Source organism: Pseudomonas peli (assembly GCF_900099645.1).
Classification (GTDB): domain Bacteria; phylum Pseudomonadota; class Gammaproteobacteria; order Pseudomonadales; family Pseudomonadaceae; genus Aquipseudomonas; species Aquipseudomonas peli.
This window is the reverse complement of record NZ_FMTL01000002.1, coordinates 317,172-337,876: the sequence shown is the minus strand read 5'-3', so window position 1 is coordinate 337,876 and position 20,705 is coordinate 317,172. Positions and strand designations below refer to the sequence as shown.

Genomic DNA, 20,705 nt, shown 5'->3' with positions numbered 1-20,705 from the left:
TTTCCGAAGTCTAACGACTACAGGCACGAAAGGAACACTGTTAGATTTGCTTACACTTTTGCCCGAGCTTCGAGCGCCCGCCATGCCTGCCCAACTGCAACGCCGCCTGTTTGTCTTCCTGCTTCTTCTCTGCCTCATCGCTGCCGCCTTTTTCGGCCATTGGTGGCTGATCGGCCGACACCTTGAAAGCACCGACAACGCCTATGTACAAGGTGAAATCACCCGTGTGTCCAGCCAGCTGGGCGCACGCATCGACAAGGTATTGGTGCAAGACAACCAGCATGTCGAGCAGGGTGAGCTGCTATTGGTGCTGGAAAGCGCCGACTTTGAGCTGGCCAAGCAACGCGCCGAAGCCACCCTGGCCACCCGCGAGGCCGAGCTGAGCCAGGCGCGCAGTACCCTGAACCAACAGGACAGCCTGATTGCTGCAAGTCGTGCCGATGTGTCGGCCAGCGAAGCCACTCTGGGCCGCACGCAGATCGATCTGTCACGCGCACAAACCCTGCGCAAGCCGGGTTTCGTCTCCGAGGAGCGTGTCACCACCCTGGCCGCCGACAGCCGCATCGCCCGCTCGCAAGTGAACAAAGCGCAAGCCGATCTACAAGCCCAACGTCAGCAGGTCAGCACCCTGCAAGCCGAGATCAAGCGCCTGGAAGCGCAGATCAGCAGCGCCCGTACCGACCTGGCCCAGGCTGAGCTGAATATTGCCCGCACTGAAATTCGCGCGCCCATCAGCGGTTTTATCGGCCAGCGCGCCGCACGCCACGGCCAATATGTGCAGACGGGCGCCTACCTGCTGTCACTGGTACCGGATCAGGACATCTGGATTCAGGCCAACTTCAAAGAAACCCAGATCGGCCACATGCGCCCTGGGCAGAGTGCCGAACTGACCTTCGACAGCTTCCCTGACACGCCGATCGAAGGCCGCATCGAAAGCTTATTTGCCGCCTCAGGTGCGCAGTTCAGCCTGCTGCCGCCGGATAACGCCACCGGCAACTTCACCAAAGTGGTGCAGCGCATCCCGGTGAAACTTACCTTTGCCGCCGACAACCCACTCAAGGGGCTGATTCGTCCGGGCATGTCGGTCGAGGTCAAGGTCGACCTGCAGTCCGAGCCGCACCATGGCAGCTGATGCGCTGATCCGCCCCACAGGCGAGCCGAGCCGGCGCGACTGGATCGCGGTGATGAGCGTAATGCTCGGTGCCTTTATGGCGGTACTGGATATCCAGATCACTAACTCATCGCTGAAGGACATCCAGGGCGCGCTGTCGGCCACCCTGGAGGAAGGCTCGTGGATTTCCACCTCCTACCTGGTAGCGGAAATCATCATGATCCCGCTCACCGCCTGGCTGGTGCAGTTGCTCTCGGCACGCCGCTTGGCGGTATGGGTGTCATTGGGTTTCCTCGCCTCCTCGCTGCTCTGCTCAATGGCCTGGAGCCTGGAGAGCATGATCGTGTTCCGCGCCATGCAGGGCTTTACCGGCGGCGCGTTAATTCCCCTGGCGTTCACCCTGACGCTGATCAAACTGCCGGAACACCACCGCGCCAAGGGCATGGCGCTGTTCGCCCTGACCGCCACCTTCGCCCCCTCGATCGGCCCGACCCTCGGCGGCTGGCTGACGGAAAACTTTGGCTGGGAATACATCTTCTACATCAACGTGCCGCCCGGTCTGCTGATGATCGCCGGGCTGATGTACGGCCTGGAGAAAAAGCCCGCAGACTGGCAGCTGCTGAAAAGTACCGATTACGCCGGCATTGTCACCCTCGGTATGGGCTTGGGCTGCCTGCAGGTGTTTCTCGAAGAAGGCCATCGCAAGGACTGGCTGGAGTCCAGCCTGATCAGCGGGCTGGGCAGCATCGCCGCGATCAGCCTGGTGCTGTTCGTCATCCTGCAAATCTCGCGTCCCAACCCGCTGATCAACCTCGGCGTGCTGCGTGAACGCAACTTCGGCCTGTCGAGTATTTCCAGCATCGGCCTGGGCATGGGCTTGTATGGCTCGATCTATGTACTGCCGCTGTACCTGGCGCAGATCCAGGGCTACAACGCCCTGCAGATCGGCGAGGTGATCATGTGGATGGGCGTGCCACAGCTGTTTCTGATTCCGCTGGTGCCGCTGCTGATGAAGAAGATCTCGCCGAAATGGCTGTGCGCTTTGGGGTTTGGCCTGTTCGGCGGTGCCAGCTTCCTCTCCGGGGTACTCAACCCGGATTTCGCCGGCGAGCAGTTCAACCACATCCAGCTGTTACGTGCGCTGGGCCAGCCGCTGGTGATGGTCACCATTTCACTGATCGCCACTGCTTATACGCTACCGCAGGATGCCGGCTCGGCGTCGAGCCTGTTCAACATTCTGCGTAACCTCGGCGGCGCCATTGGCATCGCCCTGCTAGCGACCCTGCTGGACAGCCGTGCCAAGGTGTATTTCGACTACCTGCGCGAGTCGCTGGTACCGACAAACCCGCAGGTCGCCGAGCGCCTGGCGCTGCTGACTGAAAAGCTCGGCAGCGAACAAGCGGCACTGGCCAAACTCAGCGAGATCACCCATCAGCAGGCGGCGATCATGGCCTACAATGACGCCTTCCACTGCATCGGCATCGCCCTCGGCATCAGCATGCTGGCAGTTCTGCTGACGCGCAAACTGCCCGCTGGCACTACCGGTGGTGCCGCGCACTAATCCATCTTGCGCGCCGCATACCGGCGCGCTGCTGTTTCAGGTCATCCATGTCCGCATCCGCTTCGCGCACCCGCTCCCTGCTGCTGATCGGTGCCTTCGCCATTATCTACATTGGCTGGGGCACAACTTACCTGGCCAACCACTTCCTCTTGCTGGAAGTCCCGCCCTTTGTCATCGGCAGCCTGCGTTTCTCGATTGCCGGCCTGCTCGCCCTGGCCTGGGTGCTGCTCAGCGGCCAATTGCGCATCCAGCGCAGCGACTGGGGCGGCGTACTGATCGGCAGCCTGGCGCTGATTGCCGTCGGCCAGGGCGCGCTGATCTACGCCAACCAGTACCTGCCCACCGGCATGCTGGCCATGCTCTACACCACACTGCCGCTGTGGAGCGTGGCGTTGGAATGGCTGCTCGGTGAGCGTCCGCCGCTATGGGTAATGTGTGGGCTGGCGCTGGCCTGCAGCGGAATTGTCCTGCTGATGAACAACGGCTTGGACCAACGCGCGTCGACTGAGCAATGGTTCGCCGGCCTGCTGGTGGTATTCGCCACACTGCTCTGGGCCGGCGGTGCCTGGCTTATGCGCCAGCGCCCGCCGTTTCGTTCCAGTTGGCTGGGACTAAGCCTGCAGATGCTGATCGGCGCACTATTGCTGGCGTTGTTCGGCCTGTGGCATGGCGACTGGCAAGCGCTGGACCTGCGCGCAATAAGCGGCAATGCCTGGCTGTGGCTGGCGTATCTGGTGCTACCTGTAAGTCTGGGTGTTTATCCCGCGTATTTCTGGCTGTTGCGTGAAGTGCGCCCGAGCCTGGTGTCGACCTTCGCCTTCGTCAACCCAGTGGTGGCCTTGCTGCTCGGCTACCTGCTGCTGGGCGAACGGCTCAGCTTGATGGCACTGCTGGCCTGCGGCATCACCCTCAGCGGTGTAGTGCTGATTATCTTCGGCCGACGTTAATCGCACACCTGAAAAAGGGGCTTTAGCCGCGGACAAACAGTCAGCCTGTCGCGGCGAAAGCCCCTTCCACACCCAGCCAATCAAACCTGCAGCAATCGATCGCGCAGTTTCTGGATTTCATCACGCAGCTGCGCGGCGGCCTCGAATTCCAGATCGCGGGCCAAGGCGTACATTTTCTCTTCCAGCTGGCGAATGCGCTTGGTGATTTCGCTCGGTGACCGCAGTTCGTTCTCGTAACGCGCACTTTCCTCAGCCGCCTGAGCCATGCCCTTGCGCTTCTTGCTGCGCGCGCCAGGCACCACGGCCCCCTCCAGGATGTCCTTAACGTCTTTGAACACACCCTTGGGGGTAATGCCATTGGCTTCGTTGAAAGCGATCTGCTTGTTGCGTCGCCGCTCGGTTTCGCCGATGGCGCGCTCCATCGAACCGGTCATGCGGTCGGCATACAGAATCGCCCGACCATTGAGGTTACGGGCAGCGCGGCCAATGGTCTGGATCAACGAGCGTTCGGAACGCAGGAAACCCTCTTTGTCCGCATCAAGAATTGCTACCAGCGACACTTCCGGCATATCCAGGCCTTCGCGCAGCAGGTTGATACCCACCAACACGTCGAACGCCCCGATGCGTAAGTCGCGGATGATCTCGACGCGCTCTACGGTGTCGATATCGGAGTGCAGGTAACGCACCTTGACGCCGTGATCCCCAAGGTAATCGGTCAAGTCTTCGGCCATGCGCTTGGTCAGGGTGGTGACCAGCACGCGCTCCTCGATGGCCACACGTTTGTGAATTTCCGAGAGCAGGTCGTCGACTTGGGTCAACGCCGGGCGCACCTCGATCTGCGGGTCAACCAGACCAGTCGGCCGCACCACCTGCTCGATCACCCGGCCGGCATGCTCGGCTTCATAGTTGCCCGGCGTGGCGGAAACGAAGATGGTCTGCGGGCTGGCGGCCTCCCACTCTTCGAAGCGCATGGGGCGGTTATCCAGCGCCGACGGCAGGCGGAAACCGTATTCGACCAGGGTTTCCTTACGCGAACGGTCGCCCTTATACATCGCGCCGACCTGCGGCACCGAGACGTGGGACTCGTCGATTACCAGCAGCGCCTGGTCTGGCAGGTAGTCATACAGTGTCGGCGGCGGCTGGCCAGAATCACGGCCCGAGAGGTAACGCGAGTAGTTTTCGATGCCGTTGCAATAACCCAGCTCGATGATCATCTCCAGGTCAAAACGGGTGCGTTGCTCCAGCCGCTGCGCTTCCACCAGTTTGTTATTGCTGCGCAGGTACTCCAGGCGCTCAACCAGCTCGACTTTGATCTTCTCCACCGCCTCCAGCAGCACTTCACGCGGGGTGACGTAGTGACTCTTGGGGTAGAAGGTGAAACGCGGCAGCTTGCGGATGACCTCGCCAGTCAGCGGGTCGAAGGCCGAAATGCTTTCCACCTCGTCATCAAACAGTTCGATGCGAATGGCTTCCAGGTCAGATTCGGCCGGGTAAATATCAATCACATCGCCGCGCACGCGAAAGGTGGCGCGGGCAAAGTCCATGTCATTGCGGGTGTATTGCAGGTCAGCCAGGCGGCGCAGCAAGGCGCGCTGGTCCATTTTGTCGCCGCGATCGACGTGCAGCACCATCTTCAGGTACGACTCGGGGCTGCCCAGGCCGTAGATGCACGACACGGTGGTGACGATGATCGCGTCCGGCCGTTCCAGCAGCGCTTTGGTCGCCGACAGGCGCATTTGCTCGATGTGGTCGTTGATCGACGCATCCTTCTCGATAAAGGTGTCCGAGGACGGCACATAAGCTTCTGGCTGGTAGTAGTCGTAATAAGACACGAAATACTCCACCGCGTTGTTCGGGAAGAAGCTCTTGAACTCCCCGTATAACTGCGCAGCCAAGGTCTTGTTCGGCGCCAACACCAGCGTCGGCCGCTGGACTTGGGCAATCACGTTGGCGATGGAAAACGTCTTACCCGAGCCCGTCACGCCTAACAGTGTTTGGTGTGACAAACCTGCTTCAAGGCCTTCGACCATCTGCCGAATCGCCTCGGGCTGATCGCCGGCAGGCTGGAAACGGGTGACCAGTTGAAACTCGGACATGACGGACCTCGACAAGCGGATGTGACGCGGCCTGAAAGCCTACGTCAAAACCGGTGAAAAGCGTGTGCCTGTTGTCGCAGCACAGGTTATGCGCCGGTATACTACCGCCGCACTTACGCAACCCCTAGTCGGGTGTTGCCTGATCCCCACTTCTCCTCTTCAGAGCTGCCGCATCCATGAGTCTGTTCTCTGCCGTCGAAATGGCTCCGCGCGATCCTATCCTGGGCCTCAACGAAGCCTTCAACGCCGATACCCGCACGACCAAGGTCAATTTGGGCGTGGGCGTTTACTACAACGAGGAAGGCCGCATTCCGCTGCTACGCGCCGTAGCCGAAGCCGAGAAAGCCCGCATTGAAGCCCATGCCCCACGCGGCTACCTGCCGATCGAAGGCATTGCCGCCTATGACAGCGCCGTGCAGAAACTGTTGCTGGGTGCTGACTCTGAACTGATCGCCGCTGGCCGGGTGATCACCACCCAGGCCGTTGGCGGTACGGGCGCACTGAAGACCGGCGCTGATTTCCTCAAGCGCTTGCTGCCCAACACTGTGGTGGCGATCAGCGACCCAAGCTGGGAAAACCACCGCGCCTTGTTTGAATCAGCGGGTTTCCCAGTACAGAACTACCGCTACTACGACGCAGCCAGCCACGGCATCAACCGCGCCGGCATGCTCGAAGACCTGAAAAACCTGCCTGCCCGCTCAGTTGTAGTGCTGCATGCCTGCTGCCACAACCCGACAGGTGTCGACTTGTCGCTGGACGATTGGAAAGCCGTGTTGGACGTGCTGCGCGAGCGTGAGCATGTACCGTTCCTCGACATCGCCTACCAGGGCTTTGGCGACGGCATCGAGCAAGACGCCTTTGCCGTGCGCCTGTTTGCCGCCTCCGGCATTCCATTTTTCGTCTCCAGTTCGTTCTCGAAATCTTTCTCACTTTACGGCGAGCGCGTCGGGGCCCTGTCGATTGTCACCGGCAGCCAGGAAGAAGCCGGCCGCGTGCTCTCGCAAGCCAAGCGAGTGATCCGCACCAACTACTCCAACCCGCCGACCCATGGCGCCACAGTGGTGGCCAGTGTGCTGAACAGCCCTGAGCTGCGCGCCCTGTGGGAAGAAGAGCTGGCCTGCATGCGCGAGCGTATTCGCGGCATGCGCATGGCCATGGTTGAACAGCTGGCTGCATTGAACTGCAAACGCGACTTCAGCTTTGTCGCTCAGCAGCGCGGTATGTTCTCCTACTCGGGCTTGACCGCCGAGCAGGTAGAACGCTTGAAAACCGAGTTTGGCATCTACGCGGTCAGCACTGGCCGCATCTGCGTCGCCGCGCTGAACCAGCGAAACCTGCCTGCGGTGACCCAGGCCATCGCTCAGGTGCTGTAAACCTGCTAAAAGGAAGTCAGCATATGCTTGACTTCCCTTTTTGAATCAGTAGGATACGCGCCATCGTTCCGCGATAGCTCAGTCGGTAGAGCAAATGACTGTTAATCATTGGGTCCCTGGTTCGAGTCCAGGTCGCGGAGCCAGTAGTTCATCGGGGTATAGCGCAGTCCGGTAGCGCGCCTGCTTTGGGAGCAGGATGTCGGGAGTTCGAATCCCCCTACCCCGACCATTTTTGGGTCGCACGTGGTGCGAAATGCAGCTGGCTTTACGCAGCTGTTCGCAGAACACGCAACTCGCATGCAACACCATTCAAGTTCGCTTGAATGTAAAAAACCCGCCTTGTGCGGGTTTTTTATTGCCTATCTTATGGCGCGCACCACGAACAGAAATCACCAAAAACTATTAAAGCTATTCAATCCAAACATTTCACCAATCACAGCCGCACCACTACGCTACACCTCAGTAAAGAATAATTCTCACTCGAGGTGCGCCATGCTCAAGACCCTGACCTTCACCCTCATGCACTTCTGCATCGCCTTTGGTGTCACTTACGCCCTGACCGGCAGTATCGCAGCCAGTGGCCTGGTAGCGGCTATTGAACCGCTGTGCAACTCGGTGGGTTTCTACTTTCACGAGAAGGTCTGGCAACGTATTGAGGGGCGCCCTAAAGCCGCCGCTGAACGCCCCACACATGCCTGGCTGCATCACCAGGCATAAGGCCTGGTGCGAGGGTAAAAACCCGAACAGTGCATAAAAAACAACCAGCGTGGCACTGTGCCAATCCGCTACTATGCGCGGCTCAACCACCATACGCGCCCGTATCATGCCTGCTACCTCTCGCTTTCCTACCGCTCCTTTTGCATTTGCCTGCCTGCTTGGCCTCCTTGCGCTATTCGGCCTGTGGTATGGCATTGGTCAACCCGTCACATTGGCGGATGCCGCAACGCCCACGCACAAACTGCAGTGCGCGTCCTACACACCGTTCGACAAAGACCAATCGCCCTTCGATCAACCGATGCAGCTGCGTCCAGAGCGAATGGAAGCCGACCTGGCGCTACTCGCCGAGCGCTTTGAGTGCCTGCGCACCTATTCGGTGACTGGCCTGGAAGAGTTGCCGAACATGGCGCGCAAACATGGTTTGAAGCTCATCGTCGGCGCCTGGGTCAGCCGAAACCCAGCCGACACCGCGGTTGAGATTGCCGGCCTGGTTAAAATCGCCAACGCACACCCAGATGTGGTGCAAGCAGTGATCGTCGGTAACGAAGCGCTGCTACGCAAGGAAGTGACCCCGCAGCAACTGGTGGTGTTGATTGAACAGGTCAAGGCACAGATCAAGCAGCCGGTAACCTATGCCGATGTCTGGGAGTTCTGGCTCAAGCATCCGGAAGTTGCTCCCGCAGTGGACTTCATCACCATCCACCTACTGCCTTATTGGGAAGACAACCCAGCGGGTATCGAGAATGCGCTGCATGAAGTCGCCGAAGTCCGCCAGACCTTTGGCAACGCCTATGCCCCCAAGGACATCCTAATCGGCGAGACCGGCTGGCCAAGCGAAGGTCGCCAACGCGAAACTGCCGTACCCAGCCTGGCCAACCAAGCGAAATTCATTCGTGGTTTCGTCGCCATGGCCGAGCAAAACGGCTGGCGCTACAACCTGATCGAGGCCTTTGACCAGCCGTGGAAACGTGTCAGTGAAGGTGCCGTCGGAGGTTATTGGGGGCTCTACGATGCGGATCGTCAGGACAAATCAATCCTCGCCGGTCCGGTGTCCAACCTGCCGCACTGGCCGACCTGGCTGATGATCAGCCTGATCCTTGCAGCCGCCACCCTGATGTGGGCTGGCCGCCCCCACTCCCCCCGCGCCGCGCTCTTGTTACCGCTGCTTGCGGCAGTGGGTGCTGCCTGTATCGGACTGTTTGCAGAACTAACGCTGGTCACCAGCCGTTACGTGGGCGAATGGCTCTGGGCAGGTGCACTGATCGTGCTCAACCTCGTGGTGCTGAGCCATGGCGCACTGCTACTCAGCAGCCGAAATGGCTGGCGCGCACGTACCTTCAACTGGCTGCATAGCCGGGGCGCACTGTGGCTGACCCTGAGCGGCTTTGCCGGCGCGGTGATGATGCTCGCGCTGGTGGTGGATGCGCGCTACCGCAGCTTCCCCAGCGCGGCACTGCTGCTACCGGCACTGATCTACCTGTGCCGCCCAGTAGGCGGCTACCGCCGTGAAGTTGCATTGCTTGCCTTGCTGATCGGCGCCTGCATTGCACCGCAGCTGTACCAGGAAACTCTGAGCAACTGGCAAGCCATCGGCTGGGCGATGACCTGCGTGCTACTGGTGGCGGCGCTGTGGCGCAGCCTGCGGGTTAAAGCGCAAGCCGCCTAATCAGGCGATTTGCGGCGCACGCACCCAACGCAGCAGCGCCAGCACGACGGCAAAAACTGCCAGGCTGGCGCTGTACAACACAAGCGCCGGCAGGCCGAGCAGCAAGGCCGGCACTGCCAGTCGCTTGCCCCAAGCGCCGGGCAACACAAATGCCAACACGGCACAGACCAGCGCAGCCCAAGCCAATACACGGAAATGGATCAACCAGCCAAGGCTGGCACGTACCTGGCAAGCCATCTGCTGCGGGTCATCAACGCATAAACCAACCCACTGTGCGCCTTCCATCAGTTGGTAACGCAGCACAAAGCTCAGGGCCAGACACAGGGCCGCGGCGATCAGCAGAGCAGTCAGAGGCAAATAACGAGACATGGGTAACTCGGGCAATTGAAAAGGCTGCGTAGGATAAGCCGCCGCGTCACGGATAACACCCCCCGAAATCGCCTACTCACCGCCGCTGCGGCTAGAATCCAGCCATGCTGATACGTCGCCTGATACTGATCGCCGCAAGCTTGCTCGGCCTCTGGATGCTGTGGGTCATTGTGCTGCCCACGCCCAGCGGCCCGCCTGCCAGCCCCCCATCACACAGCGGCAGTTGGCGCTTAGCCGCGCACACCGTCAGTACGTTGCAGCCGTTCCAACTGGAAGCGCGCATCCTCGGGCGTGAAGACTATTACTTTGACCGCGGCGCCAAGCTCTCGCCAACCGATCTGGCGCTCGGTTGGGGGCCGATGGCTGATCCGGAGGTGCTGCGCCATATCACCATCAGCCAGCGTAACCGCTGGTATTTCTGGCGCGCCGAACAACTGCCAATCGAACGCCGACAGATCCAGATCCACAGCGCCAATATGCACCTGATACCCGCCAACCCGGCGGTAGCCAGCACCCTGGCCGGACTCAAAGAAGGTCAGCAGATTCGCCTGAGTGGACAGCTGGTGCGAATCGACGGTGACGATGGCTATCGTTGGATCAGTTCACTCAGCCGCGAAGACACCGGTGACGGTGCCTGCGAGCTAATCTGGGTTGAACAGTTGGCCGTATTGCCTTGACGCCCCCATTTTCAAATGGCTCTTTTGCCTGAAAACCGACAGTTCTATAACTAAACGGCACTTAACCACGCTTATGTGGTCAAATCGACCCGCACCTGAAGCACTGCATCAGCCCTAGCTCTCAAGAGATTTAGCCATGTCGCCTGTCCCTCGTCTGCTTGCCCTTCTCAGTTGCCTCGCCCTGATGGCTCCCGTCAGCGCCGCCGATATCGACGCCAGCAGTTATGGCTACCCGATCAGCAACCCTTTCGAAGCCACTCTGGCAACCACACCGCCCGAGCTGCGTCCGAAACTGCCGGCTGACGCGGACATCAACCAAAGTGACCACCAGATCAAACTGCGCCCGGAGCGCGAGTTTGAATTGCCAGAAAACTTCTGGCCGGTGACCAAGATGCACTACCGCATTGCCAAACAGTCCGGCGAAGCGCCGCTGATCTTTATCATTGCCGGCACGGGCGCGCATTACGCCAGCAGCACCCCGGAATACCTGAAGAAGCTGTTCTACGGTGCGGGTTATCACGTGGTGCAATTGTCGTCGCCGACCAGCTATGACTTCATGACCTCCGCCTCACGCTTTGCCACGCCCGGCATTACCCGTGAAGACGCCGACGATCTGTACCGCACCATGCAGGCGGTGCGCGCCCAGCATCCGCGCTTGAAAGTCAGTGAATATCACCTCACCGGCTACAGCCTGGGTGCGCTGCAGGCGGCCTTTGTCAGCGAGCTGGACGAGACCCGTCGCAGCTTCAACTTCAAGCGTGTGCTGCTGCTCAACCCGCCGGTCAACCTCTACACATCAACCACTAATCTTGACCGCCTCGTGCAGACCAAGGTGGATGGCATCGACAACAGCACCACATTCTATGAACTGGTGTTGGGCAAGTTGACCCGCTACTTCCAGAACAAGGGCTACGTCGACATCAATGACGCCCTGCTCTATGACTTCCAGAACTCCGGCGAGCAGCTCAACGACGAGCAGATGGCCATGCTGATTGGCGCGGCTTTTCGCTTCTCAGCTGCCGATATCGCCTTTACCTCGGACCTGATCAACCGCCGCGGACTGATTACCCCGATCAACTACCCGATCAGCGAAGGCACCAGTCTTACGCCATTCTTCCGGCGCGCCCTGCAGTGCGACTTCGACTGTTACCTGACCGAGCAACTGATCCCCATGTGGCGCGCACGTACTGACGGTGGCAGCGTGGCGCAGCTGATTGACCAGATCAGCCTGTATGGCGTCGCCGATTACCTGAAAAACAGCAGCAAGATCGCCGTTATGCACAATGCCGATGACCTCATCCTCGGCCCGGGTGATCTGGGCTTTTTGCGGCGCACCCTGGGGGATCGCCTGACCGTTTACCCGCTGGGTGGCCATTGCGGCAACCTCAACTACCGCGTCAATAGCGACGCCATGCTGGAGTTCTTCCGTGGCTAAGCCAACCTTTATTGCCGTGTTTTTCACCCTTGCGCTCGGTAGCGGCCTGGCGCATGCCCAGCACACCGTTGATGACGACGGTTTCAAACAACCGCTGCAGCACCTGCAGTTCAACCCGGGGCTTGACCAGCGCGAGTTTGAACGTTCGACCCTCAACGCGCTCAACGTCTATGACCCGCTGGAGTCGTGGAACCGTCGCGTCTATCACTTCAACTACCGCTTCGATGAGTGGGTGTTCTTGCCGATTGTCGATGGCTACCGCTATATCACCCCCAACCTGGTGCAGACCGGCGTCAGCAACTTCTTCAGCAACCTGGGTGATGTACCCAACCTGCTCAACAGCGCGCTGCAGCTCAAGGGCAAGCGCGCCATGCAGACCACCGGGCGCCTGCTGCTCAACACCACCCTTGGGGTAGCCGGGCTTTGGGACCCTGCTACACGCATGGGCCTGCCCAAGCAGCGCGAAGACTTCGGTCAGACCCTGGGCTATTACGGCACCCCTGCCGGGCCTTACCTGATTCTGCCGCTGCTGGGGCCATCGAACCTGCGTGATACCGGCGGTCTGGTGGCAGACTTTGCCGCCAAGAGCCAGGTCAATTGGTTAAATGTTGCCGAAGCCAGTGTCAGCCACCCAGAAATTACCCTGCTGGAAGTGGTCGACCAGCGCTCCACGGTGAACTTCCGCTACGGTCAGCTCAATTCACCGTTCGAGTACGAGAAAATTCGCTTCTTCTACCACGAGGCGCGCAAGCTGCAGATCGCCGAATAAGCCTGCGAGCTTGACCCAAGGGCCGCCCCCAGGTTTTAACCTGGCGCGGCCTTTAGTTTTTCGGAGTGTTTATCGATGCGTGTCGCCCAACTGGCCAAAGCCGCCGTCGTCAGCAGTGAGACCGTGCGTCACTACACCGATCTCGGCCTGCTCAGGCCTACGCGCAACCCGGATAACGGCTACCAGGAATACTCCAGCACCGACCTGCAACGCCTGCGTTTTATCGCGCGCGCCCGGCGCTTGGGTTTTAGCCTGAAAGACACACAGCAGATACTCACCAGTGCCGATAACGGCCAGGCGCCCTGCGCCGAGGTCCGTGACCTGCTCAGTGAACGCTTGGCGGCGCTACAGGCGCATATCGAGGAGTGCCAACGCCTGGCGCTGGTGATGCAGAACGCCTTCGACGACTGGGCCGACAAAGGCGAGTGCGCCCCAGATGGTCAGGCCATCTGCCGGTTGATCGAAGATTTCGAGCCGGATATCGAACGCCGCCCAGCGACGCCCTGCCCTGCCCACTAAAAACGCTTACTGAGCGTAACGACGATATAAGCCCGGCGGCACACCGCTGCTGTCGGTAGGCAACCAGGGGCCCTGCGGATTACCGGCCAAACTCCAGCCAGAGTTCCAACGGTAATAGGTGCGCTCACGGTAATAGAGGTGAGAAGCACCACCCACCACGTACACCCCTAACTGCGCATTCCACTGGCTGTCCACCCCAGGTGGCGGGGCAAAGCGTGGGTGGTTGCTACTGCCACTTGGACTGGTAACGGGCACGGTAGCCGTTGGTGTTTGCACGCAAGCACCGAGCCCCAGCAGGCCAATCAGCACGACGCCACGCAGTAACGACTTCATGGGGCTTTGCTGTCGGCACTGTCGATCCGCAGCTGCTGCAATTCCGTGGTCTTGCTGGCCAGCGGCTGGCTGCTACCTACCCATTCACCGGCCGTAGCGTTACCACTGCGCGAAATGCGCGCGACCAACTGCACCTGTTCGAAGCCGGAGATCTTCAGCTGCGGCATCATCGCATCGCTGTCTGACAGGCTGACCTCAGCCGGCAAATCAGCCACGCTCAGACGCTTGACCGCGAGCGGCATCGGCGGCCCGGAGACCGCTCGAGCAAACACGAACACCGCATCGCCCGGTTGCACCTTGCCCTGCAGCGCAGGGTCCAACTCAACCCGAACTGTCAGACCTGGAGAGGTAGCGGGTGTTGACTGAGTGGCGGGCTCGCCCAATTGCTCCTGAGCACGCTCAATCCCCCCCTGAATAGCCTGGCGAGACGGGTCTTCCGCCGGCAACACCGCTACCAGCTGCTGCCAGTGACCGATGGCTTTCTGGAACTGGCCGCTTTCATAGGCCGCAATCCCTAACAGCCCAAGACTGGTAACCTCCGCCGGATCGGCTTTCAGTGCTTCATCTGTCAACGCCTGCAATTGCGCGGTCCACTGCTTGTCACCGGCGAAATACAGCGCCTGAGCCCACTGCCCGAGCAACTCCGGCTCACGCCCGGCCACACCCACAGCACGCTCAAACGCCACGACGGCATCGGCGGCACGTTCCTGCGCCATATAGGTACGCCCCAGGAAGTACCAACTTTCCGCCGACTCAGGGTTGCTCTTTACTGCGGCCTCCAAGCGTGCGGTCATTTCCTCGATGGTCTTCGGCTGCGCTGCAAAAACCTGTGCGCGCTCAACATCCCCAATGGCGCCCCAGTGCTGATAAAGGCCATAACCCAGCAGCGGCATCAGCAGCGCGGCAATCAACGGGACCGTGCTGCCCAGCTTGCGCTGGGTCGGCTGCGCCAGCGCACCCTCAGTATCCGCGAGCAGCTCGCGAGCAGCCTCGTCACGGCCACTGGCCAACTGCTCAGCATTCAGTGCCCCGGCAGCGTGCTGGCTTTGCAGATCCAGCAAGCGCTCCTGATAAAGGGTCACGTTGAGTGCCGTACGGTCTTCCTCAGCCTGAACCTTGCGTGCACGCAGCACCGGGATCAGCAGAAACGCCAGGGCTGTCAGCAACAGCAGGCCAGCGCACAACCAGAATTCAATCATCAGTCTTTCTTATCCACAGGCGTTTGATTTAGCAAAGCAGCCAGACGTTGCTGTTCATCGGCAGACAGGCCGCTGGCGATAACGCCCGGCTTGCTACGACGACGCAACAGGATGCCCCCCAGCAGGACAAAACCACCGGCCAACAAGCCAGCTGGGCCATACCACAGCAGCAAGGTGCGCGCGGTGACCGGCGGTTTGTAGAGCACGAAATCACCATAACGGCTGACCAGAAAATCAATGATCTGCTCATTGCTCTGCCCCTCTTCCAGCATGCGGAAGATCTGCGCGCGCAGGTCCATGGCAATCGGCGCATCAGAGTCGGCAATGTTCTGGTTCTGGCACTTGGGGCAACGCAGCTCTTCGACCAGGTTGCGGTAACGCTCACGCTCCGCCTCACTGGCAAACTCGTAAGTGTCGATTGCGGCCTGAGCGGTGCCCAGCAAGGCCAACCCTAGTACCGCAGCACTCAGCAGACGCTTCATGGCTGGGCCTCGTCGACAAGTGCCTGATACAGCGGCGCCAGCTGTTCGCGCCAGACACGCTCATCGATCACCCCGACAAACTTGTGGCGGATGATGCCGTCCTTGTCGATCAGGAAGGTCTCGGGTGCGCCATACACGCCTAAGTCCAGGCCCAGGGTGCCGCGCGCATCGTTGATGTTCAGCTGATAGGGGTCATGGAACTCCACCAGCCACTTCTGCGCGGCGGCGTTGTCGTCCTTGTAGTTGACCCCGTAGATGGTCACACCCAGCTTGGCCAGTTTGTTCAGCACTGGGTGTTCCACGCGGCAGGCCACACACCAGGTGGCCCAAACGTTGACCAGCGCCGGCTTGCCCTTGAGATCAGCGTCGGTAAGCGGCTTGCCATCCTGCACCGCCGGCAGGGAGAACGCCGGCAGGGGTTTACCGATCAACGCCGATGGCAGTTCGGAAGGGTCTAGAAACAAGCCGCGGTAGAGAAACACCGCGACGCCCAGAAAAACCACTAACGGCAACAGCAGCAGTAAACGCTTCATGCCTGCGCCCCCGCCATACCCAGGGCATCACGCACACGGGTGCGCACCTTCATCCGGTAGCGCTTATCCGCAGCGGCCAGGAAGCCACCGAGCCCCATCAACAAGGCGCCAAACCAGATCCAACGGACGAACGGTTTGATGTGGACACGCACCGCCCACGCACCGTCTTCCAGCGGCTCACCCAAAGCAACGAACAGGTCACGGGTGATACCGGCATCAATGCCCGCCTCGGTCATCACCGATTGCTGCACGGTGTACAGGCGTTTCTCGGGGTGCAGCACGGCAATTTGTTTGCCCGCTTCGAGGATCCGCACCGTGCCTTTATCCGACGTAAAGTTCGGCCCTTCAAAGTGCTCAGCCCCTTCGAAGATAAACTGGTAACCGCCGATTTCGACCGACTCGCCCGGCGCCATGCGCATGTCACGCTCAAAGCTGCCCACGCTGGTCAACACCACACCGAGGGCACACACCGCCATGCCCAAGTGCGCAGTTTGCATGCCCCAGTAGCTACGGGTCAGGCTTGGCAGCCCTTTGAGCAGGCCTTTGTGACGGGTTTTCTCAAGGATGTCGCGCACACCCGCCAGCACCACCCAAGCGGACAACAGGCAAACAGCGAGCACCGCCCAGTTGAAATCACCGACCAGGAACGTCGCGATAACAGCCAGCACCACGCTGCCGATCAGCACCGGGGCGAGCATGCCAAGCAACCACTGCACCGGTGTGTCCTTCCAACGCACGATCACACCGACGGCAATTACAGCCATCAGCAAGCCCATCAGCGGCACAAACAAGGCGTTGAAGTAAGGCGGCCCAACGGACAATTTCGCGCCAGTGGTGGCATCCAGCACCAAGGGGTAGAGGGTGCCGAGCAGGATCATCGCAGCGGACACCACCAGAATCAGGTTGTTGACCAGCAGCAAGGTTTCCCGCGACCACAGGGCAAAGCCAACTTGGCTTTTCACCACCGGCGCGCGGATGGCAAACAGCGCCAAGGAGCTGCCCACCACGATCAGCAGGAACACCAGAATAAACACGCCGCGCTCAGGGTCACTGGCGAAAGCATGCACCGAGGTCAGCACGCCGGAACGGACCAGGAAGGTGCCCAGCAGGCTCAAGGAGAACGCGGCAATCGCCAGCAGTACGGTCCAGCTTTTGAACACGCCGCGCTTTTCCGTCACAGCCAGGGAGTGGATCAACGCGGTGCCGACCAACCAGGGCATAAAGGAGGCGTTTTCCACCGGATCCCAGAACCACCAACCACCCCAGCCAAGTTCGTAGTAGGCCCACCACGAGCCCAGCGCGATACCGATGCCAAGGAAGGCCCAAGCGACGATGGTCCACGGCCGCGACCAGCGCGCCCATGCTGCATCGAGCTTGCCGCCCAGCAACGCCGCAATGGCGAAGGCGAAGGCCACGGAGAAGCCGACATAGCCCATGTAGAGCATCGGCGGGTGGATGATCAGACCGAAGTCCTGCAACAGCGGGTTGAGGTCACGGCCATCAGACGGGGTGTCAAACAGCAGGCGCTCGAACGGATTGGACGTGATGATCAAAAACAACAAAAAGCCGATGCTGATGATGCCCATGATCGCCAGCACACGGGCGAGCATCTCTTCAGGCAACTGCCGCGAGAAGATCGACACGGCAAAGGTCCAACCGGCAAGGATCAGCCCCCACAGCAGCAGCGACCCTTCGTGGGCACCCCACACGGCGCTGAATTTGTAATACCACGGCAACGCGCTGTTGGAGTTGTTGGCCACATAGGCGACGGTGAAGTCGTCGATCATAAAGGCATAGGTCAGGCAGACGAACGCAAACAGCATAAAGGCGAACTGCCCCCAGGCAGCCGGCTGCGCCAGGCTCATCCATTGCCGGTCACCCCGCCAGGCACCGATCAACGGCAGTGTTGCCTGCACCAGCGCCATGCACAGCGCCAGAATCATCGCCAGATGGCCGAGTTCGGGGATCATTGTGCGTACTCCGATGGGGACGCTTGCTTGGCCGCTTTGGCCGCGTCGTGCTGCTGTTTCATGCCGCTCTGCTCCAAGGCCTGCATGACTTCCGGCGGCATGTAGTTTTCGTCGTGTTTGGCCAGTACTTCATCGGCAATCAGCACGCCGCTGGCGTCGAGCTTGCCCATGGCGACGATGCCCTGCCCTTCACGAAACAGGTCCGGAAGGATGCCGCTGTAGCGGATGGTCACGCTCTTGGCGCCGTCAGTGACGACAAAATCGGTGTCCAGTGAGTCGCTGGAGCGCTTCACCGAGCCCTCCTCAACCAGGCCGCCGGCACGGATGCGAGTGTCCTGCGGGGCTTCGCCGTTAGCGATCTGGGTCGGGGTGTAGAACAGGTTGATGTTCTGCTGCAACGCGCTCAGGGCCAGCGCCACAGCGATGCCGACACCGGCGATGATTGCCAGGACGATATACAGGCGTTTTTTACGCACGGGGTTCACTTCGACTCCTCCCGGCGCAAACGACGCGCCTCGTCTTGCAGATAACGGCGACGCGCCAGGATTGGCAGCGCCACATTCAGCCCCAGCACAGCCAGGCTGATGGCATAACAGGACCAGACATAAGGCCCGTGGGTGCCCATGGCGAGAAACTCGCTGAAGCTGGCAAAACTCATAGCCTCTTCTCCACCTGCGCCTTGATCTCAGTTTTGGCCCAACTGCTGCGGGCCTCGCGCTTGAGCACTTCCAGGCGCATGCGCATCAGCAGCACGGCCCCAAAGAAGCAGTAGAAGCCCAGCACCATGATCAGCAGCGGCATCCACATCTCAAACGGCATGGCCGGCTTGGCCACCACACTGAAGGTGGCCGGCTGGTGCAGGGTGTTCCACCACTCCACCGAGTATTTGATGATCGGGATGTTCACCACACCCACAATGGCCAGCACCGCACAGGCCTTGGCCGCGCTATCACGGTTGGTGATGGCATTGCCGAGGGCGATTACACCGAAATACAGGAACAGCAGAATCAGCATCGAGGTCAGGCGAGCATCCCACACCCAGTAAGTACCCCAGGTCGGCTTGCCCCACACCGCACCGGTCACCAGAGCGATCGCCGTCATCCAGGCGCCGATGGGTGCGGCCTGCTGCAAGGCGACATCGGCCAGTTTCATTTTCCACACCAGCCCGACAACGCCGGCCACCGCCAACATTACGTAGATCGACTGAGCGAGAAACGCCGCAGGCACATGGATGTAGATGATGCGAAAGCTGTTGCCCTGCTGGTAATCCGGCGGCGCAAAGGCGAGGCCCCAAACCAGGCCGACCGCCAACAGCACAGCGGCGGCCAGGGCCAACCAGGGGAGCCAGCGGCTGCTGATTTCATAAAACCATTTAGGCGAGCCGAGCTTGTGAAACCACGTCCAGTTCATCAGGTTACTCATCAGTGCTAGGGCTGATCAGGGCGCAGGCAGGCACCACGATCAACCGGCCATTCAGGCTTATTGTCTACTCAGCGACACTGATCGTCAGACCAGCGGCGATGGCAAAAGGTGTCAAGGTCACCGCCAATGCGGTGAGGCTGGCCAGCCACAACAAGTGACCAACCGCCGGCAATCCTTGCAGGCTGGCTTGTAGCGCACCGCTGCCCAGAATCAGCACCGGGATGTACAACGGCAAAATCAGCAACGCGAGCAACAGGCCGCCACGCTTCAGACCCACCGTCAGCGCCGCGCCAACTGCGCCCAGTAAGCTCAGCACCGGCGTACCGAGGAGCAGCGAGATCAGCAGCACCGGCAGGCAGCGCCCCGGCAAACCCAACATCAACGCCAGCAGTGGCGCCAACAGCACCAGCGCCAGGCCTGAGAACAGCCAGTGTGCCAGCACCTTGGCCAGAACCAGAAGAGCCAGGGGGTGCGGCGAAAGGACCCACTGCTCCAGCGAGCCGTCCTCGAAATCACTGCGAAACAGCCCGTCCAGCGAGAGCAGCACGGCCAATAGGGCCGCCACCCACACCAGCCCCGGCGAAAGGCTTTGTAACAACTGCGTCTGCGGCCCCACCGCCAATGGGAACAACGCAATCACAATGGCAAAGAACACTAACGGATTGGCCAGCTCGGCCGGGCGGCGAAACAACAGGCGCGCCTCGCGGGCGAGCAATAGGCTAAAGACATTGCTCATAACGGACGCTGCCCCAGATCAAGCTCGCGGTAGCCGGCCGGCTTGACCGTCAATTCATGGTGCGTGGTCAGCACCACCAGGCCACCTTGCTGACAATGCGCGGCGAGATGGTTCTCCAGCTGCGCCACTGCCGCCTTGTCCAGCGCAGTAAACGGTTCATCCAGCACCCACAGCGACGGGCCTGGCAGATACAAACGCGCCAACGCGACACGGCGCTGTTGCCCGGCGGACAGGGTGTGGCAAGGCACATCTTCAAACCCGCGCAGCCCCACCGCCGCCAGAGCCTGCCAGATGGTCTCGCGCTCGACCGGCTGATGCAGGGCGCAAAGCCAGGTGAGGTTTTCCTCGGCAGTAAGCAAGCCCTTGATGCCGGCGGCATGTCCAATCCACAGCAGGTTGCGCGCAAGCTCGGCGCGCTGCGCGGTCAACGGGCGACCATTCAGACGAATCTCACCAGCAGTGGGCTGCATCAACCCAGCCAGCAAGCGCAGCAGACTGGTTTTACCACTGCCATTGGGGCCCGCCACCTGAAGCATTTCACCGGGAACCAGACGCAGCTCCACACGCTCGAAGAGCATGCGCCAGTCTCGCTCACAGGCGAGCGCAACGGCTTCAAGAAGAGGGCTGGTCAAGGCATCGGCACCTAAGATGGATGGCAAAAGCTGTTCAAGTCGGCAGCGTCTTGGCCGCTATACTGACGCAAATGGAATGCGCAGCCGAACCAGACGGGGCGCGATTATACATGCCCAGCTCCGCCTGCCGCAGCGGGCATTTTCGACAGGGTGTAACC

22 protein-coding genes and 2 tRNA genes are annotated in these 20,705 nt (G+C 60.6%); 12 read left to right on the top strand and 12 right to left on the bottom strand.

Annotation, left to right across the window (positions count from 1 at the left end):
* Positions 1 to 82: 82 nt before the first annotated feature.
* The 3 genes from BLO50_RS10360 to BLO50_RS10350 are packed head-to-tail and all read left to right on the top strand — an operon-like array spanning position 83 to position 3,619.
* Positions 83 to 1,132 (top strand): HlyD family secretion protein, encoded by a 1,050-nt coding sequence (locus BLO50_RS10360; protein ID WP_090252190.1) that lies wholly within the window; start codon positions 83 to 85, stop codon positions 1,130 to 1,132.
* Positions 1,122 to 2,672, top strand: a complete 1,551-nt coding sequence (locus BLO50_RS10355; RefSeq protein ID WP_090252187.1) for an MDR family MFS transporter — start codon at positions 1,122 to 1,124, stop codon at positions 2,670 to 2,672. Before BLO50_RS10360 ends, BLO50_RS10355 begins: the two co-directional genes overlap by 11 nt.
* Before the next feature lie 47 nt (positions 2,673 to 2,719).
* The gene (locus BLO50_RS10350) at positions 2,720 to 3,619 is read left to right on the top strand and encodes an EamA family transporter (RefSeq protein ID WP_090252185.1); all 900 of its coding nucleotides are present in this window, start codon (positions 2,720 to 2,722) and stop codon (positions 3,617 to 3,619) included.
* A gap of 80 nt (positions 3,620 to 3,699) precedes the next feature.
* On the opposite strand, the gene uvrB is transcribed toward BLO50_RS10350, so the two are convergent.
* Complete coding sequence (gene uvrB, locus BLO50_RS10345; protein ID WP_090252181.1) at positions 3,700 to 5,715, bottom strand: excinuclease ABC subunit UvrB; 2,016 nt, start codon at positions 5,713 to 5,715, stop codon at positions 3,700 to 3,702.
* A 176-nt stretch (positions 5,716 to 5,891) separates the two neighbouring features.
* Between uvrB and BLO50_RS10340 the strand changes: the two genes are divergently transcribed.
* The 5 genes from BLO50_RS10340 to BLO50_RS10320 all read left to right on the top strand — a co-directional run bounded on the left by BLO50_RS10340 (position 5,892) and on the right by BLO50_RS10320 (position 9,471).
* A complete protein-coding gene (locus BLO50_RS10340) occupies positions 5,892 to 7,088 on the top strand; it encodes an amino acid aminotransferase (RefSeq protein ID WP_090252178.1) in 1,197 nt (398 codons plus the stop codon).
* Between the two features lie 67 nt (positions 7,089 to 7,155).
* A tRNA-Asn gene (locus tag BLO50_RS10335) sits at positions 7,156 to 7,231 on the top strand.
* Positions 7,232 to 7,240: 9 nt separating this feature from the next.
* A tRNA-Pro gene (locus tag BLO50_RS10330) sits at positions 7,241 to 7,317 on the top strand.
* 263 nt (positions 7,318 to 7,580) lie between these two features.
* Entirely contained in the window at positions 7,581 to 7,805 is a 225-nt protein-coding gene (locus tag BLO50_RS10325; protein ID WP_090252175.1) for a DUF2061 domain-containing protein, read from the top strand.
* A 106-nt stretch (positions 7,806 to 7,911) separates the two neighbouring features.
* Positions 7,912 to 9,471 carry a glycoside hydrolase family 17 protein gene (locus BLO50_RS10320; RefSeq protein ID WP_090254055.1) on the top strand — a complete coding sequence of 520 codons (1,560 nt, stop codon included), beginning with the start codon at positions 7,912 to 7,914 and terminating at the stop codon, positions 9,469 to 9,471.
* On the opposite strand, the gene BLO50_RS10315 is transcribed toward BLO50_RS10320, so the two are convergent.
* Positions 9,472 to 9,840, bottom strand: a complete 369-nt coding sequence (locus BLO50_RS10315) for a hypothetical protein (protein WP_090252173.1) — start codon at positions 9,838 to 9,840, stop codon at positions 9,472 to 9,474.
* Positions 9,841 to 9,944: 104 nt separating this feature from the next.
* On the opposite strand from BLO50_RS10315, the gene BLO50_RS10310 reads away from it, so the two are divergent.
* The 4 genes from BLO50_RS10310 to BLO50_RS10295 all read left to right on the top strand — a co-directional run bounded on the left by BLO50_RS10310 (position 9,945) and on the right by BLO50_RS10295 (position 13,240).
* On the top strand, positions 9,945 to 10,517 hold the full coding sequence (locus tag BLO50_RS10310) for a hypothetical protein (protein ID WP_090252170.1): 573 nt from the start codon (positions 9,945 to 9,947) through the stop codon (positions 10,515 to 10,517).
* Between the two features lie 136 nt (positions 10,518 to 10,653).
* Positions 10,654 to 11,952: a serine/threonine protein kinase gene (locus tag BLO50_RS10305; RefSeq protein ID WP_090252168.1), complete on the top strand. Its 1,299-nt coding sequence runs from the start codon at positions 10,654 to 10,656 to the stop codon at positions 11,950 to 11,952.
* Positions 11,953 to 11,962: 10 nt separating this feature from the next.
* Complete coding sequence (locus tag BLO50_RS10300; RefSeq protein WP_167354465.1) at positions 11,963 to 12,721, top strand: MlaA family lipoprotein; 759 nt, start codon at positions 11,963 to 11,965, stop codon at positions 12,719 to 12,721.
* A 75-nt stretch (positions 12,722 to 12,796) separates the two neighbouring features.
* Positions 12,797 to 13,240, top strand: coding sequence for a MerR family DNA-binding protein (locus BLO50_RS10295; RefSeq protein WP_090252164.1), 444 nt, complete (start codon positions 12,797 to 12,799; stop codon positions 13,238 to 13,240).
* A gap of 6 nt (positions 13,241 to 13,246) precedes the next feature.
* On the opposite strand, the gene BLO50_RS10290 is transcribed toward BLO50_RS10295, so the two are convergent.
* The 10 genes from BLO50_RS10290 to ccmA form a co-directional block, all read right to left on the bottom strand.
* Positions 13,247 to 13,573, bottom strand: a complete 327-nt coding sequence (locus BLO50_RS10290) for a hypothetical protein (protein WP_090252160.1) — start codon at positions 13,571 to 13,573, stop codon at positions 13,247 to 13,249.
* A complete protein-coding gene (gene ccmI / locus BLO50_RS10285) occupies positions 13,570 to 14,772 on the bottom strand; it encodes a c-type cytochrome biogenesis protein CcmI (RefSeq protein WP_090252157.1) in 1,203 nt (400 codons plus the stop codon). Before ccmI ends, BLO50_RS10290 begins: the two co-directional genes overlap by 4 nt.
* Positions 14,772 to 15,254: a cytochrome c-type biogenesis protein gene (locus BLO50_RS10280; protein WP_090252155.1), complete on the bottom strand. Its 483-nt coding sequence runs from the start codon at positions 15,252 to 15,254 to the stop codon at positions 14,772 to 14,774. Before BLO50_RS10280 ends, ccmI begins: the two co-directional genes overlap by 1 nt.
* Positions 15,251 to 15,787 (bottom strand): DsbE family thiol:disulfide interchange protein, encoded by a 537-nt coding sequence (locus BLO50_RS10275; RefSeq protein WP_090252152.1) that lies wholly within the window; start codon positions 15,785 to 15,787, stop codon positions 15,251 to 15,253. Before BLO50_RS10275 ends, BLO50_RS10280 begins: the two co-directional genes overlap by 4 nt.
* Positions 15,784 to 17,757: a heme lyase CcmF/NrfE family subunit gene (locus BLO50_RS10270; protein ID WP_090252150.1), complete on the bottom strand. Its 1,974-nt coding sequence runs from the start codon at positions 17,755 to 17,757 to the stop codon at positions 15,784 to 15,786. Before BLO50_RS10270 ends, BLO50_RS10275 begins: the two co-directional genes overlap by 4 nt.
* Positions 17,754 to 18,242, bottom strand: a complete 489-nt coding sequence (gene ccmE, locus BLO50_RS10265; protein WP_090252147.1) for a cytochrome c maturation protein CcmE — start codon at positions 18,240 to 18,242, stop codon at positions 17,754 to 17,756. Before ccmE ends, BLO50_RS10270 begins: the two co-directional genes overlap by 4 nt.
* On the bottom strand, positions 18,239 to 18,415 hold the full coding sequence (ccmD, locus tag BLO50_RS10260; protein ID WP_090244811.1) for a heme exporter protein CcmD: 177 nt from the start codon (positions 18,413 to 18,415) through the stop codon (positions 18,239 to 18,241). The genes ccmE and ccmD overlap by 4 nt, the downstream gene beginning before the upstream one ends.
* Positions 18,412 to 19,170: a heme ABC transporter permease gene (locus BLO50_RS10255; RefSeq protein WP_169852845.1), complete on the bottom strand. Its 759-nt coding sequence runs from the start codon at positions 19,168 to 19,170 to the stop codon at positions 18,412 to 18,414. The genes ccmD and BLO50_RS10255 overlap by 4 nt, the downstream gene beginning before the upstream one ends.
* 73 nt (positions 19,171 to 19,243) lie before the next feature.
* Entirely contained in the window at positions 19,244 to 19,915 is a 672-nt protein-coding gene (ccmB, locus tag BLO50_RS10250; RefSeq protein WP_090252142.1) for a heme exporter protein CcmB, read from the bottom strand.
* Positions 19,912 to 20,547 (bottom strand): cytochrome c biogenesis heme-transporting ATPase CcmA, encoded by a 636-nt coding sequence (ccmA, locus tag BLO50_RS10245; RefSeq protein ID WP_090254051.1) that lies wholly within the window; start codon positions 20,545 to 20,547, stop codon positions 19,912 to 19,914. Before ccmA ends, ccmB begins: the two co-directional genes overlap by 4 nt.
* Positions 20,548 to 20,705: the final 158 nt, after the last annotated feature.

Excerpts from the sequence above, each read along its gene's own strand:
- ccmB (WP_090252142.1), bottom strand. The coding sequence starts at position 19,915 with ATGAGCAATGTCTTTAGCCTATTGCTCGCCCGCGAGGCGCGCCTGTTG.
- ccmD (WP_090244811.1), bottom strand. The coding sequence starts at position 18,415 with ATGAGTTTTGCCAGCTTCAGCGAGTTTCTCGCCATGGGCACCCACGGG.
- BLO50_RS10325 (WP_090252175.1), top strand. The coding sequence starts at position 7,581 with ATGCTCAAGACCCTGACCTTCACCCTCATGCACTTCTGCATCGCCTTT.
- BLO50_RS10310 (WP_090252170.1), top strand. The coding sequence starts at position 9,945 with ATGCTGATACGTCGCCTGATACTGATCGCCGCAAGCTTGCTCGGCCTC.
- ccmI (WP_090252157.1), bottom strand. The coding sequence starts at position 14,772 with ATGATTGAATTCTGGTTGTGCGCTGGCCTGCTGTTGCTGACAGCCCTG.
- BLO50_RS10315 (WP_090252173.1), bottom strand. The coding sequence starts at position 9,840 with ATGTCTCGTTATTTGCCTCTGACTGCTCTGCTGATCGCCGCGGCCCTG.
- BLO50_RS10275 (WP_090252152.1), bottom strand. The coding sequence starts at position 15,787 with ATGAAGCGTTTACTGCTGCTGTTGCCGTTAGTGGTTTTTCTGGGCGTC.
- BLO50_RS10360 (WP_090252190.1), top strand. The coding sequence starts at position 83 with ATGCCTGCCCAACTGCAACGCCGCCTGTTTGTCTTCCTGCTTCTTCTC.
- BLO50_RS10305 (WP_090252168.1), top strand. The coding sequence starts at position 10,654 with ATGTCGCCTGTCCCTCGTCTGCTTGCCCTTCTCAGTTGCCTCGCCCTG.
- BLO50_RS10280 (WP_090252155.1), bottom strand. The coding sequence starts at position 15,254 with ATGAAGCGTCTGCTGAGTGCTGCGGTACTAGGGTTGGCCTTGCTGGGC.
- BLO50_RS10270 (WP_090252150.1), bottom strand. The coding sequence starts at position 17,757 with ATGATCCCCGAACTCGGCCATCTGGCGATGATTCTGGCGCTGTGCATG.
- BLO50_RS10350 (WP_090252185.1), top strand. The coding sequence starts at position 2,720 with ATGTCCGCATCCGCTTCGCGCACCCGCTCCCTGCTGCTGATCGGTGCC.
- BLO50_RS10295 (WP_090252164.1), top strand. The coding sequence starts at position 12,797 with ATGCGTGTCGCCCAACTGGCCAAAGCCGCCGTCGTCAGCAGTGAGACC.
- BLO50_RS10340 (WP_090252178.1), top strand. The coding sequence starts at position 5,892 with ATGAGTCTGTTCTCTGCCGTCGAAATGGCTCCGCGCGATCCTATCCTG.
- BLO50_RS10320 (WP_090254055.1), top strand. The coding sequence starts at position 7,912 with ATGCCTGCTACCTCTCGCTTTCCTACCGCTCCTTTTGCATTTGCCTGC.
- uvrB (WP_090252181.1), bottom strand. The coding sequence starts at position 5,715 with ATGTCCGAGTTTCAACTGGTCACCCGTTTCCAGCCTGCCGGCGATCAG.
- BLO50_RS10290 (WP_090252160.1), bottom strand. The coding sequence starts at position 13,573 with ATGAAGTCGTTACTGCGTGGCGTCGTGCTGATTGGCCTGCTGGGGCTC.
- BLO50_RS10355 (WP_090252187.1), top strand. The coding sequence starts at position 1,122 with ATGGCAGCTGATGCGCTGATCCGCCCCACAGGCGAGCCGAGCCGGCGC.